At 38.0% G+C, this 12,996-nt stretch carries 14 protein-coding genes; 8 read left to right on the forward strand and 6 right to left on the reverse strand.

Annotated elements, in window-relative coordinates:
• The first annotated feature begins 28 nt into the window (after positions 1 to 28).
• The 3 genes from IGL48_RS03450 (at position 29) to IGL48_RS03460 (ending at position 2,922) form a co-directional block, all read left to right on the forward strand.
• Positions 29 to 796 carry a putative ABC transporter permease gene (locus IGL48_RS03450; protein ID WP_002387023.1) on the forward strand — a complete coding sequence of 256 codons (768 nt, stop codon included), beginning with the start codon at positions 29 to 31 and terminating at the stop codon, positions 794 to 796.
• 248 nt (positions 797 to 1,044) lie between these two features.
• Entirely contained in the window at positions 1,045 to 2,262 is a 1,218-nt protein-coding gene (locus IGL48_RS03455) for a 3D domain-containing protein (RefSeq protein ID WP_025190689.1), read from the forward strand.
• 96 nt (positions 2,263 to 2,358) lie between these two features.
• Positions 2,359 to 2,922: a GNAT family N-acetyltransferase gene (locus IGL48_RS03460; RefSeq protein WP_002355832.1), complete on the forward strand. Its 564-nt coding sequence runs from the start codon at positions 2,359 to 2,361 to the stop codon at positions 2,920 to 2,922.
• A gap of 45 nt (positions 2,923 to 2,967) precedes the next feature.
• Here the strand turns inward: IGL48_RS03460 and IGL48_RS03465 are convergent, their stop codons facing one another.
• Positions 2,968 to 3,492 (reverse strand): LURP-one-related/scramblase family protein, encoded by a 525-nt coding sequence (locus IGL48_RS03465; RefSeq protein WP_002355833.1) that lies wholly within the window; start codon positions 3,490 to 3,492, stop codon positions 2,968 to 2,970.
• 51 nt (positions 3,493 to 3,543) lie between these two features.
• Complete coding sequence (locus IGL48_RS03470) at positions 3,544 to 4,413, reverse strand: Cof-type HAD-IIB family hydrolase (protein WP_002383369.1); 870 nt, start codon at positions 4,411 to 4,413, stop codon at positions 3,544 to 3,546.
• A 133-nt stretch (positions 4,414 to 4,546) separates the two neighbouring features.
• On the opposite strand from IGL48_RS03470, the gene IGL48_RS03475 reads away from it, so the two are divergent.
• The 5 genes from IGL48_RS03475 to IGL48_RS03495 all read left to right on the forward strand — a co-directional run bounded on the left by IGL48_RS03475 (position 4,547) and on the right by IGL48_RS03495 (position 7,895).
• On the forward strand, positions 4,547 to 5,227 hold the full coding sequence (locus IGL48_RS03475; protein ID WP_002363309.1) for a uracil-DNA glycosylase: 681 nt from the start codon (positions 4,547 to 4,549) through the stop codon (positions 5,225 to 5,227).
• 155 nt (positions 5,228 to 5,382) lie between these two features.
• Positions 5,383 to 6,366 carry a phosphate acetyltransferase gene (gene pta, locus IGL48_RS03480; protein ID WP_002355836.1) on the forward strand — a complete coding sequence of 328 codons (984 nt, stop codon included), beginning with the start codon at positions 5,383 to 5,385 and terminating at the stop codon, positions 6,364 to 6,366.
• Positions 6,367 to 6,507: 141 nt separating this feature from the next.
• A complete protein-coding gene (tsaE, locus tag IGL48_RS03485) occupies positions 6,508 to 7,002 on the forward strand; it encodes a tRNA (adenosine(37)-N6)-threonylcarbamoyltransferase complex ATPase subunit type 1 TsaE (protein WP_002387026.1) in 495 nt (164 codons plus the stop codon).
• A complete protein-coding gene (locus IGL48_RS03490; RefSeq protein ID WP_002366315.1) occupies positions 6,995 to 7,516 on the forward strand; it encodes a GNAT family N-acetyltransferase in 522 nt (173 codons plus the stop codon). The genes tsaE and IGL48_RS03490 overlap by 8 nt, the downstream gene beginning before the upstream one ends.
• 169 nt (positions 7,517 to 7,685) lie before the next feature.
• Positions 7,686 to 7,895: a hypothetical protein gene (locus tag IGL48_RS03495; RefSeq protein WP_002355840.1), complete on the forward strand. Its 210-nt coding sequence runs from the start codon at positions 7,686 to 7,688 to the stop codon at positions 7,893 to 7,895.
• 73 nt (positions 7,896 to 7,968) lie between these two features.
• Here the strand turns inward: IGL48_RS03495 and bopD are convergent, their stop codons facing one another.
• From bopD to IGL48_RS03515, 4 genes are read right to left on the reverse strand one after another with little or no spacing between them, the layout of a single operon-like run.
• Complete coding sequence (gene bopD / locus IGL48_RS03500; protein WP_002358859.1) at positions 7,969 to 8,979, reverse strand: LacI family transcriptional regulator BopD; 1,011 nt, start codon at positions 8,977 to 8,979, stop codon at positions 7,969 to 7,971.
• Positions 8,980 to 9,002: 23 nt separating this feature from the next.
• A complete protein-coding gene (locus IGL48_RS03505) occupies positions 9,003 to 10,010 on the reverse strand; it encodes an aldose epimerase family protein (protein ID WP_010777460.1) in 1,008 nt (335 codons plus the stop codon).
• Complete coding sequence (pgmB, locus tag IGL48_RS03510; RefSeq protein WP_002355844.1) at positions 10,000 to 10,668, reverse strand: beta-phosphoglucomutase; 669 nt, start codon at positions 10,666 to 10,668, stop codon at positions 10,000 to 10,002. Before pgmB ends, IGL48_RS03505 begins: the two co-directional genes overlap by 11 nt.
• Positions 10,661 to 12,955 (reverse strand): glycoside hydrolase family 65 protein, encoded by a 2,295-nt coding sequence (locus IGL48_RS03515; RefSeq protein WP_010824471.1) that lies wholly within the window; start codon positions 12,953 to 12,955, stop codon positions 10,661 to 10,663. Before IGL48_RS03515 ends, pgmB begins: the two co-directional genes overlap by 8 nt.
• Between the last annotated feature and the right edge of the window lie 41 nt (positions 12,956 to 12,996).

Here is a 12,996-nt window from a genome sequence, read left to right on the forward strand (position 1 = left end):
GCGCAAAGAAGTGGAGTGTGACAGAAACGTGGAAAAAATGAGTCAGGTTATTTTGTTATTTTTTATTTATTCCTTTATCGGCTGGTTATGGGAAACGGTGTATTGTTCATTAAAAGCCAAAAAATTTGTTTATCGAGGATTTTTGGTAGGGCCTTATTGTCCTATTTATGGATTTGGGGTCTTAAGCGTTCTCTATTTTGTGGAACCCTTTGAGAACAATCTCTTGGTATTGTATGTCGGATCGGCTGTTTTAGTGACGATTTTAGAATATGTCACTAGTTATGGCTTGGAAAAACTGTTCCATGCCTCTTGGTGGGATTATCATGATGTACCTTTTAATTTAAACGGTCGTGTGGCATTACCAGTTTCTCTTTTTTGGGGATTGGGTTGTGTCTTGATTGTCAAAGTTATTCAACCAGAAATCGCCAAAGTTGTCAGCTTTTTACAAGCAACCTTTGGCAACTACTTAGCCCTTTGCATAGTGATTGTAATGGGGCTTGACTTAATTTATACGTTGCTGAACATGCAAGGTTTCAAAAAACTTATTACCGAGATGGGCCAAACGTTGGAAACGAACCAACAAGAATTTAAGCAACGGTTGAACACAAAAATGGAAATCGCTACAGCTGATTGGCAGAAGTTAAAAGAACGAACCAAAAAAGAGCATTTCCAAAATCGGTTAAATTTCCAACAACGTCGTTTTATTAACAATTACCCAAAACTAACTTTAAAAAACATTAAAAATTCCAAAGAAGTTCGGCATCTCTTAGAAGATTTGAAGAAAAAAGGCCAATAATTAACAAAAAATATTACAAAATATTTCAATCAATGGTCTAATGGGATGAAAAAAAGAAAAATCGTCAAAAGCTAGTTTTTAAGGCGTCTTAAGAAATTCTTAAAGAATTGAGATAGAAATGGACTAATGAATAAACGCAGGATAAAAAAAGAGTTGCACTTAAATTGTAACAAATTGTAACATTATTGAAATAAAACAAGCCCTCCTGACTAGTATAATGAGTAGGTGTTTTAGATAAGTTAGGAAAGGTGTTGGATTTAGTGAAGGTTAAAAAGTTGATACCATTTTTAACAACAATGATGCTTATCAATTTTGGACTTCCAGTCGCTGCGGCAGCAGAATCACTTGATTCGTTGCAAGAAAAAGAAGCGCAAGCGAAACAATCTGGGGAGTTAATTAGTAAAGAAATCAATTCAGCCTTAGACGATGTAAATGCTAAATATGCGGAAATCGAACGTTTAAAAACGCAAATTTCGAAAGCGGAAGATACGTTGAAAACTTCGAAAGAGGAAATAGAAAAAACAGAAAAAAATATTTCTCGTCGTAAAGAAGCTGTTGGCGATCGTATGAAGGATATTCAATTAAATGGCGACCAACGTACTTGGCAAGCCTTATTAGATGCAGAAAATTTATCAGATTTCTTTAATCGGGCCTACGCCATGACCGTTTTACAAAACTTTGAACGGGAAAAGATTGAAAGCTTAACTAGCGAAAAAGAAAAGTTAGCTGCATTACAAGAAAAAGTTGAAAATACGCAAACAACTTTAAAACAAAATGAAGAGAAATTACAAGTTGAAGCTTCTTCAATGAATAATAAAGTCTCTGAGTTAAAAGAAAAAATGGCGAATAATGAAGAATTATTGGCTCAAATTTCGACAGACAAACAGAAAGAGCAACAACGCTTAGTCAGCGAAAAAGCAGCAGCTGAGGCACAGAAAAAACGTGCGGCAGAAACTGCCAAAGCAGAAGCAGCGAAGAAACAAGCAGCTGCCGACAAACAAGCGCAAGCAGATGCGGCTAAACTAGAAGCCGAAGCTGCTGAAGAGTCAAGCAGTCAAGCATCAAGCTCTTCTACAAGTACGGAAAGCAGTAGCACTGAATCTTCAAGTTCTGCTAGTTCATCCGAATCGTCATCAACGCCAGAATCATCGACAGGCGAATCATCAACACCAGGAACTGGCTCTGGTCGTGTGCTTCAGATGGAATCAACTGCTTATTCTTGGCGCGAAGCTGGTGCAAGTAATCTAAGTGCTACTGGTATTGACTTAAGTAAACAAAGCAATGTAGTTGCAGTTGATCCAAGTGTAATTCCTCTAGGTTCATTAGTGAAAGTCTCTGGTTATGGCTTTGCTATTGCTGGAGATACAGGTGGCGCTATTCAAGGAAATATTATTGATGTTCATTTTGATTCAGTAGACCAATGCCGTCTTTGGGGACGACGTCAGGTTACAGTAGAAATTCAATAATAAATTTGTTATACTAAAGACAAGATAAAAGGAATTGGCTAAGTCAGTAATGATAGTAGCCAGTTCTTTTTTAGTTAAATGTAAAGGAGAATTACAATGATTCGCTCGGCAACAAAAGAAGACGGTCAAGCGATTGCTCGGCTGGTCTTAGTTATTTTAAAAGATATGGAGTTACCAATTTTAGAAGAAGTCTCAGAAGAACAAATGATTGACCTGTTAGCAGAGGCAACGGCGTATCCAACCTATCGCTATGGCTATCAACGAATTTTAGTTTATGAACATGCAGGTGAAGTTGCAGGGATTGCTGTCGGCTATCCTGCAGAAGATGAAAAGATTATTGATGAACCTTTAAGAGAAGTCTTTAAAAAACATGGCTTAGCAGAAGATGTTCGGCTATTTATTGAAGAAGAAACCTTGCCTAATGAATGGTATTTAGACACGATTTCTGTGGATGAACGTTTCCGCGGAATGGGAATTGGTTCTAAGTTATTAGATGCTTTACCTGAAGTAGCCAAAGCTAGCGGGAAGCAAGCCTTGGGTCTAAATGTTGACTTTGACAATCCTGGGGCGAGAAAGTTATACGCAAGCAAAGGCTTTAAAGATGTCACAACAATGACTATTAGTGGTCACTTGTACAATCATATGCAAAAAGAAGTGTAAAAATAACGAAGCTAAAGTCAATCACTTTAGCTTCGTTATTTTTCATTAATCCGTTAAAGGATCAAAATCTAATCCAAAATCATCGGAAGTTTTTTGTTTTTTCTTATTATATAACCAGTAGTCAAGGACAGCTGCTATACAGATGCACAACGGTGCGTCCTCATCATTGGCAACAGTTAAAACAAAATAGTCGCCTGTACAAAGCATGGTTTTATCCATTGACATAATTTTTTTATGGACTTGATAAATTGAATATTGATGCGCTTTGATATCACCAACAACTGCCCAGTGAAGGCCTTGAACATAATAGAAATCAGCATTCAAATTGAACAGTTTCCGTAGAGTACCCACTTTTTCAAAACGCTGATATAACTCAAATCGTGTGCCAAAAGTCCAAGAAACTTGTTTAATACTGGCTAAAATTTCTCCGTTCATTGCATATAAAGAAAGCGCATCTCCTCGTGTACCCCAGCGCCCCACCAATAGAAAAAGTGAACGGCCTGCTTGGTCTTTCACGATGGTTCGCGTAACTTTTCCTAACTGTTGTTCTTGAATAAAAAATTCAGACACGACACGATCTCCTTTCTATATATAAATGAGTGCTGTAACTGGTAGTGCTTATTACAAATCTTCTCTTATTGCACGCAGGATGGCTTCGCCAACACCATTTTCTAAATTAGTGGCTGTTTCATATTTAGCGTATTCTTTTAATTCCAGTTCGGCATTGCCCATTGCAAAACTTACCCCAGCCCATTGAATCATGCTGACGTCATTTAAATTATCACCAATAGTCATGACTTGTTCAGCGGGAATCCCACGTTCTTTAGCGACGCGCGCAACCGCAATCCCTTTTTGTGCTAGGCGGTGGTTAATTTCAATATTATTAAGCGCAGAAGAGGTGACAACCAAATCATCTAGTTCTTCTACTTCCATCCCAGCAGGACCTAATACTTTCGGCCCATCCATACTGAAGCCAATAATTTTAAGGACTTCAATCGAATCATCTTTTAAAATGTCGTCTAAACGATCAACATAGGTAATATGCAATAAAGATAGGTGTGCTGAAGCCATGGCAATCGCCACTTTATAAGTTAAATGGGGCATGGATTCTGCAATATGAGCGGCAAAGTTTTCAATTCTTTTTTCTTGATGTTCAGAAAAAATACCTTTATTTGTAGAGATTTCATAGTAAACATTGTGTTGACTCAAAATAGTTAGTACTTCTGTTACTGTTTCTTTTTCGATCCCAGCCGTGAAAAGTGAGTGTCCATCTTTGTCGAACACTTGGGCGCCGTTTAAAGTAATCATGGCGCAGTCAATTCCAGCTTCTTCTAACGCGGGTTTCGCTTCGGTATATGCGCGGCCAGTAGCAACCATAAATTCGATTCCTAAACGTTCCGCTTCGCGAATTGCTGAAGCGTTATCATTTGTGATGCTCATTTTTGCATCTAAAAGTGTTCCATCCATATCTGAAGCAATTAATTTAATCATCGATTCTCTACACCTCATTATCTATTTAAAGCTTACCTATAGTTTACCACGTTTTTCCAAGAGAAAGTACCCAGAAATTTCTTGTCAGGTTTGGAGAAATTCGTTATGCTTAGAGAGCGAAGGAGTGAGCATTATGAAAGAAATTATTCACAATAGTTGGCAAACCGTTTTATCTGCTGAGTTTGAAAAACCATATTATCAAGAATTGCGGGAATTTTTGAAAAAAGAATATCAGACACAAACGATTTATCCAGATATGTATCATTTATTTTCAGCGTTAGAACTAACCCCTTTTGAAGAAGTAAAAGTAGTAATTTTGGGACAAGACCCATATCATGGACCCAATCAAGCACACGGACTAAGTTTCTCTGTCCAGCCAGGTGTGAAAGTGCCGCCATCTCTTGCGAATATTTACAAAGAATTACAAGCTGATTTAGGGTACCAACCCGTCAACCATGGCTTTTTAGAAAGCTGGGCCAAACAAGGCGTGTTATTATTAAATACTGTGTTGACCGTTCGGGCAGGTCAAGCCTATTCCCATCGAGGTAAAGGGTGGGAGCAACTGACAGATGTCATTATCGAAAAGTTGAATGAGCGTGAAAAACCTGTTGTTTTCATTTTATGGGGACGTCCTGCTCAAGAAAAAATTAAAATGATTGATACGACTCGGCATGTGATTATCAAATCGCCACATCCAAGTCCATTGTCAGCGCATCGTGGTTTTTTTGGCTCACGTCCGTTTTCTCAAGCGAATGCCGCTCTAGAACGTTTAGGGGAAACGCCGATTGATTGGCAACTTCCTGAAACAGTGTAATGTAACAGTGCAAACTGTTATAGTGTAGAAGAGTTAGTTTGTGAAAAGTTTATCGGATTATTGGTTTTTTTGACTAATACAGCTAGAAAAAACTGTTATTTTCTTTGAGAATAGTGTATGATGGATTTTGTAAATATAAAACTGGAGGGTTTATCGTGGAATTATTCGATAGCTTAAAATTTAAAGTCGTACGCCGTAATATCAAAATTGTTTTCCCTGAAGCAACAGATCCTAGAATCTTAGGTGCTGCTGCCCGCTTAAAATCTGATGAATTAGTAGAACCAATCTTAATTGGTGATCCAACAGATATCGCAAATGCTGCTATGGCTCGTGGAATCAACACATCAAACTTTATTATTATCAACCCCAATGATTATGAAAAATGGGATGAAATGGTCGAAGCATTTGTTGAACGCCGTAATGGAAAAGCTACTAAAGAAGATGCTGAAAAAATCTTAAAAGATGTCAACTATTTCGGTACTATGTTAACTTACATGGGTATTGCTGATGGTATGGTTAGTGGTGCTATCCACTCAACAGGTGATACAGTTCGCCCTGCGTTACAAATCATTAAAACAAAACCAGGCGTGAGCCGTACAAGTGGTGCTTTCTTAATGATTCGTGGTCGTGACCAAGAAAGATATTTATTCTCAGACTGCGCGATTAACGTGAACCCAACTGCACAAGAATTAGCTGAAATTGCTGTTGATAGTGCTAAAACAGCTGAATTATTTGACATTGAACCAAAAGTTTCATTGTTAAGTTTTTCAACAAAAGGTTCTGCAAAAGCACCAGAAGTAACAAAAGTTGCTGAAGCTACAAAAATTGCGCAAGAATTAGCACCTGAATATGCGATTGATGGTGAATTACAATTTGATGCTTCTTATGTATCTTCTGTTGCACAATTAAAAGCGCCCAACTCAAAAGTTGCTGGAGAAGCAACAGTCTTTGTATTCCCAGATTTACAATCAGGAAATATTGGCTACAAAATTGCTCAACGTTTAGGTAACTTTGAAGCAATTGGCCCAATCTTACAAGGATTGAACAAACCAGTTTCTGACTTATCACGTGGTGCAAACGAAGAAGATGTTTATAAATTATCAATCATTACAGCTGCTCAAACATTAATGAACGACTAATTAACTATGTCGAAGCATGATAAATAAGCAAAGTAGAAGTTGAGGTTCCCAGGACACTTGGGCCTCAACTTTATTTTTTTGAAGCTGCCACTAGTCAACTTATTGAATTTTCGGTATACTTTCATACATAGATTCTTGCAGATGGGAGGCAAAAAAATGAACATTGTCCTGAACAATCCATTGGAAACAGAAGCGATTGCTAAAATCATTGGACAAAAGGCACAAGCTGGTGATGTAATTGTCCTGACTGGTGATTTAGGGGCCGGTAAGACGACAATGACGAAAGGGATTGCTTTAGGATTAGGCATTTCCCAAATGATTAAAAGTCCCACCTATACGATTATCCGCGAATATCCACAAGGACGACTTCCGTTATACCATATGGATGTCTATCGTGTTGAAGAGGGTGCGGATGAATTAGGGTTAGATGAGTATTTTGAAGGAGATGGGCTATCCGTTGTAGAATGGGGCAGCTTGATTGAAGAAGAATTGCCAGAAGATTATTTAGAAATTATTTTAAATAAAGATTCTCAAGAAGCGGACAAGAGAGTTCTTGAATTCCGCGGAACTGGTCCATTGGCAGAAGAAAGAATAGCAGAGATTCTGAAAACGTGGGAGGCTCGCGAATATGACTGAACAAACATTTTCTATTCGAGAAGCAGTGCCTACTGATGCGGATCAATTACTATCTGTGATGTCAAAAATTGGGAGTGAAACGCCCTATTTGGTGATGGATGAGCGAGGAATGGCCATGTCGACAACAGAATTGGCTGAAAATCTAGCAACACTCTATGAATCGCCAAATAATGTTTTATTGGTGGCATTAGCGGGAGAAGCGATCATTGGCACCGCTTCTGTGTCTGCTTCTTCTAAAAAGCGGATGGAGCATATTGGTGAAATTGGCATTAGTATTTTAAAAGAATACTGGGGCTATGGACTAGGCAGTATCCTAATGGAAGAACTTATTCGCTGGGCGCATGAAAGTCATGTTATTCGTCGCTTGGAATTAACGGTACAGGATCGCAATCAACGAGCGATTCATGTCTATAAAAAATTAGGGTTTGAAACAGAGGCAATTATGCCTCGGGGTGCCAAAACAGACCAAGGTGAATTTTTAGATGTTCATTTAATGCGTTTGCTGATTGATTAATTATTGGTTAATAATTTTAATTTCTTAAATAATCGAACGATAATTGCATGAAAAAACAAAATTTTCGCAATTATCGTTTGTTTCATATTTATTTTTCTGATATTTTTGTTATAATTATAGAAGAATTTAACGAAAAAATGAAAATTTATTTTAGGAAGGAATGTAAGAAATGGCGAAGGCAACGAAAATGAATGTTAACTATCGAGAGTCGATCTTGGATCGTGCGTATCGTTTAGAGCTAATAAAAAAAGATGAGTATGCAAAACATCAAGAAAAATTATCATTATTAAATGAAAAATTGTCTGACGGGGAACCAGCTCAATTTGATGCAAAAGAAGAAACGTTTTGGAAAAAAATTTCGCAAAAAGTTATTTTATAAAAGTAATACATACGAATAAGAGCGTACACATAGAAAGAAGCGTAAGCAGTGTTAAACTGCTTACGCTTCTTTTTTAATGAATAGGAATAACTGTTTCACGCTTAATTAATTTGTGAGGAATAACGAGACGGACACCATTTGTCAATTCTTCGTGGATTAATTCATATAATTTTTTCATCGCCATTCGACCTAATTCTGACGTGTCGATGTCAATGCTTGTTAGATAAGGATGTGTCAATGTTGAAAAGATTGAGTTGTTAAAACTAATAATGGATAACGTTTCAGGAACTTGATAACCATAGATTTGCGCAAGTTGCATCGTCCGCAAAGCAAAGATATCATCAATCACCACCAACGCCGTGGCATTATTTTGATGAAGAATATCATCGAAAGCCATGTAATCTTCAGGTTTTTCTAACGCAACGCTTGGTAAAACAGTTAATCCTTGCATCATCATTGCTTTTTGATAACCAAAGTAACGTTCAAAGTACAAACTTTCATGCGTTGTATTGGTCACAAATAAAATATTTTTATGGCCGTTTTCAATTAAAAATTCCGTCGCTTGTTTCCCTAATAATTGATTATCATTATCCACGTAAACTATTTCCGTTTCATGTTGGTAAGGTTGACCGATTAAAGTAAAGGGAATGTTGTTTTCGTATAAGTAATCAATGACGGGGTCCTTACTATCTGAATACACAAGAATAAAACCGTCCACTTGTTTTTGAAGATGCATTCTTTTAACGTTTTCCAATAGTACATCAAAGCTTTTGGCAGTTGCAATAGCAGTAGTCATATCATAAAGACGGGCTTCCTCGTTGATGGCTTCCATAATTTCTAAATAAAATGGATTCCCTAACCGTTCTTTCGAATCTAAAGGAGGTAAAATTACGCCAATGGCACTTGAAATTCGTTTACCCAAATTCCGTGCCGTCATATTTGGCACATAGCCTAAGTCATCCATGACTTTTCGCACTTTCTTTTTTGTCGATTCAGAAATACTTGGATGATCGTTAATGACACGCGAAACGGTTGAAGTTGCAACCCCCGCTTTCTTAGCGACATCTTTTACTGTAATTGCCATTTTTGCCACGCCTTTCTTAGTGATTATAGAAGGTTAAATTGATAAACCGTTTGGTAGGTTTGCTTTTTATTAGCTGGTAATAAAATAGAGCCCCACTGAGGATGATGAACAATGTCTGGATACTCTTGTGGTTCAATTGCTAAGCCATAGTTTGAATGCATAGCTTGTCCATTAATAGAAAAAGGAGCCTCAAAACCAGTCGTAGAAAATAATACCATACTTTGGTTCGTTGTTGCTATCGTCATTTTTCTTCCAGAAGTAGGTTCTTGTAAGCAAAATTGTGGCTGTCTTAAGTCAGAGCCAACTAAGGAGAAAACATCATCTAACCCAGTTGGATAGCGTTGGAGGATTGTTTCGATAGGTGTCAGTTCATTAAAACGTATGGATAGTTCAGAAGCTGGTAAAATCCGTCCAGTAGGCAGCTTATTATCGTCTAATTCTAACATACCTTGACAGTTCAAAGATAGCAAATGTGACAGAATGTCTAACTTTCCATCGCCAGATAAATTAAAGTAGGCGTGGTTCGTAGGATTAAAAAGTGTTTCCTGTTTACTCCGTCCAGTACTGATCATTCGTAAATGATTATCCTCTAGCTGGTAGGTGATGGTGGCCTCAATTGGTCCAGGATAGCCAGAAATGGTGTCGGTTAAATGAAAAGCAACGCCAATGATATCCTTTTTTTCAAAGGGTTCGACTGTCCAATATTGAAAAGACCACCCCTTTGAGCCACCATGGATATGATGATCGTCGCTATTTTGTTCTAATATTCCATTTTGCCAATGGCCATTACGAATGCGTCCAGCAACTGGTCCAACAGTGGCGCCAAAAAAGCTTTGATCCTTTAATACATCTTGATACGAATCATACGATAAAAGGATATTTTCCCAATGATTATTTTTGTTTGGCATCAAAAGTTGATGGAGGCGCGCGCCATAATTGAGAAGAACGACTTCTAAAAAGTCGTTCTTCAAAGTAATTTTCTTTAAGTTTGTGTTTGGAATATCGGTTACGGTGATACGATTATCCTTCATGATCAAGCCACACTTTTTTTAAGTAATCAAACGTTAAAGCGCTCGTCTCTGGCACGATGGGCAACCCTTCGCCTAACTCTTCTTTGCGGCCAACGCCAACAGGTTGCGCTCCACTAGCAAGAATCGCTTGAATCCCAGCTTTGGCATCTTCAATGCCAAGACATTCTGCTGGTGTCAAATCAATTTCTTTCGCAGCTAAAATGAAAATATCTGGAGCGGGTTTGCCTGCCTGAACGTCTGCTGGATTAGCAATGGCATCAAAAAGGGGCGTCAATTGCATTTTTTCTAAAAGGAAAGGCCCATTTTTACTTGCAGAAGCCAAGGCGATTTTAATATTGGCTTCACGTAATTCCGTTAATAAAGAAAGAATTCCTGGGTAGACATCTTCAGGCGTAATCGCTTGGATCATTTCCAAGTAATAATCGTTTTTCCGTTGCGCTAACTGGGCAAATTCTTCAGAAGAAAACGTGCCTTCTTTTTTTCCGTATTTTAACAGTAACTGCAGAGAATCTTCACGGCTTACACCTTTCAATTGTTCGTTGAAAACACGGTCAATGGAAATTCCAATTTCGTTCCCTAATTTTTTCCAAGCGTGGTAATGAAATTCTGCTGTATCAGTAATAACGCCATCTAAATCAAACAAAACGCCTTTAAACATGAACTTCTTCCTTTCTAATCGGTAAAACTAATCGATCTTTTAACGTGTATTTTTGATCGTAAACAGTTAATGGAATTGCAGGGCCGTCGAGTAAAGTGAAGGCCACTTTGTCTGCTGCAACTTCAACAAATAGTAAACGATTCCGATAATTAATGTGGAATGAGTAGGCTGTCCATGTCGCTGGTAAAAAGGGTGCAAATTTTAGTTGTTGATGGTCCGTTTTCATTTGGGCAAAACCTTGAACAATCGCTAGCCAACTACCAGTCATTGAGGTAATGTGTAAGCCATCTTCTGTATCATTATTGTAATTATCTAAGTCAAGGCGCGCTGTTCGTTGATACATTTCCACTGCTTTTTCTTCCATGCCTAATTCAGCAGCTAACACAGCATGAATGCTTGGTGAAAGAGAAGATTCATGGACAGTCATTGGTTCGTAAAAGTTAAAGTTCCGGCGTTTTTCTTCTAAAGAAAAGGCGTCATTGAAGAAATAAATTCCTTGAAGAACATCGGCTTGTTTAATGAAACAAGACCGCAAAATTTTATCCCATGACCAATGTTGATTTAAAGGCAGCTCACTAAGTGGTAAATCAGAAACAGGCATTAAATCTTTATCTAAGAAAGTGTCATGTTGTACAAAAATGCCTAATTCATTATCCACTGGGAAGTACATATTTTCTACAATGTCTGCCCATTTAGCTAATTCGTCGTCTGCAATTTTGAGCGTTGTTTCTTCTTGGAATTTTAAATAAGACTCACGGGTGTAACGTAGAACCCACGCAGCGATGGTATTGGTATACCAGTTATTATTGATATTATTTTCATATTCATTTGGCCCCGTTACGCCATGAATCATATATTGTTTATGACGTTGGGAGAAGTGGACCCGATCTGCCCAAAAACGAGCGATTGCTACAAGTACTTCTAGACCAGCATCTTTGAGATAGTCTTCGTCTCCTGTATAGTTGACATAATTATAAATCGCATAAGCAATCGCACCATTTCTGTGAATCTCTTCAAAAGTGATTTCCCACTCATTATGACATTCGACACCAGTAAAAGTAACCATTGGGTAAAGCGCACCCTTTAACCCTTGTTGTTGGGCATTATGAATGGCTTGAGGCAATTGATTGTGGCGATATTTCAGTAGATTTTTAGTAACTTCGGGCTTAGCCAACGCCAAGTAAAGTGGGACAGCATATGCTTCAGTATCCCAATATGTGGCACCACCATATTTTTCGCCAGTAAAGCCTTTTGGTCCGATATTTAAACGATCGTCTTCACCATAGTAGGTTGAGAAAAGTTGGAAAAGATTAAAACGAATGCCTTGTTGGGCTTCGTCATCTCCTTCAATAACAACATCAGCTAATTGCCAACGTTTTGCCCAAGCGGCAGCTTGCCCAGCTTTTGCTTCAGGGTACAAGGTAGTCATTTCTGCAAATAATTCGTTTACTCGTGTGATTTGTTGCGTTTCTGGCACATCACGACTGGTAACGACAAGCACTTCTTTTGTGATGGCGGTAGTTTCGCCTTCGTTTAAAGACACTGTCAATTCTGCGGTTAAGGCCAAGGGCTGTTGTGTATATGTAGGCACAACAGAGGCTCCACCGATGAAATGGCGCATGCCTGCAGTCACTGTAAAACGCTCTATTTCAAAGTTGTTAGGAATGGTCTTAGTCGTAACAAAACCAAGTGTTTCTTGTGTTTCAATAGCTATTTCTTCCCAAAAATGTTCTTCATAATTGCTGTCTTCATTTTGAACATCGCCATCCAATTTTGAGTGAAGAGTGATTGTGCCTGTACCTTCCAGCATTTCAATTGTTAAGTGGATGTAAGCTGCTTCTTTTTTTTCTAAGCTTAAAAAACGTTCAAAAGAGAAGTGCACTTTATTCTTTGGTGTTTGGATGGTGAATTGCCGAGAAAGGACCCCATTTTGCATGTCTAATTCTAAAGAAAAATCTTCGTAAGGTGTAGTGGCTAAATCAATTGTTTGTCCATCAATTTGTAAGTCCATTGCGATGAAATTAATTGCGTTAATCACTTTACCAAAATATTCAGGATAACCATTTTTCCACCAACCAACACGTGTTTTGTCTGGATACCAAACACCTGCTAAATAGGTTCCTTGATGGTGGTCGCCAGAATAGTGTTCTTCAAAATTTCCCCGCATCCCCATATAGCCGTTGCCAATGCTTGTTAATGATTCTTGTAAACGTAAATTTTCTTTATCTAAGTGTGTAGTACGGATTTTCCAAGGATCAATTTGGAATAAACGTTTGATTTGTTTCATGAGAATCCCCCTCAGTGATTTTATTGATAGGTCTATCATAA

The sequence above is a fragment of the Enterococcus sp. DIV1090 genome (assembly GCF_050537975.1).
Lineage (GTDB): Bacteria > Bacillota > Bacilli > Lactobacillales > Enterococcaceae > Enterococcus > Enterococcus faecalis.

Coding starts and splice junctions, on each gene's coding strand:
- IGL48_RS03460 (WP_002355832.1), top strand. CDS start 2,359: ATGATTCGCTCGGCAACAAAAGAAGACGGTCAAGCGATTGCTCGGCTG.
- IGL48_RS03470 (WP_002383369.1), bottom strand. CDS start 4,413: ATGATTAAATTAATTGCTTCAGATATGGATGGAACACTTTTAGATGCA.
- IGL48_RS03475 (WP_002363309.1), top strand. CDS start 4,547: ATGAAAGAAATTATTCACAATAGTTGGCAAACCGTTTTATCTGCTGAG.
- tsaE (WP_002387026.1), top strand. CDS start 6,508: ATGGGAGGCAAAAAAATGAACATTGTCCTGAACAATCCATTGGAAACA.
- IGL48_RS03490 (WP_002366315.1), top strand. CDS start 6,995: ATGACTGAACAAACATTTTCTATTCGAGAAGCAGTGCCTACTGATGCG.
- IGL48_RS03495 (WP_002355840.1), top strand. CDS start 7,686: ATGGCGAAGGCAACGAAAATGAATGTTAACTATCGAGAGTCGATCTTG.
- bopD (WP_002358859.1), bottom strand. CDS start 8,979: ATGGCAATTACAGTAAAAGATGTCGCTAAGAAAGCGGGGGTTGCAACT.
- IGL48_RS03505 (WP_010777460.1), bottom strand. CDS start 10,010: ATGAAGGATAATCGTATCACCGTAACCGATATTCCAAACACAAACTTA.
- pgmB (WP_002355844.1), bottom strand. CDS start 10,668: ATGTTTAAAGGCGTTTTGTTTGATTTAGATGGCGTTATTACTGATACA.
- IGL48_RS03515 (WP_010824471.1), bottom strand. CDS start 12,955: ATGAAACAAATCAAACGTTTATTCCAAATTGATCCTTGGAAAATCCGT.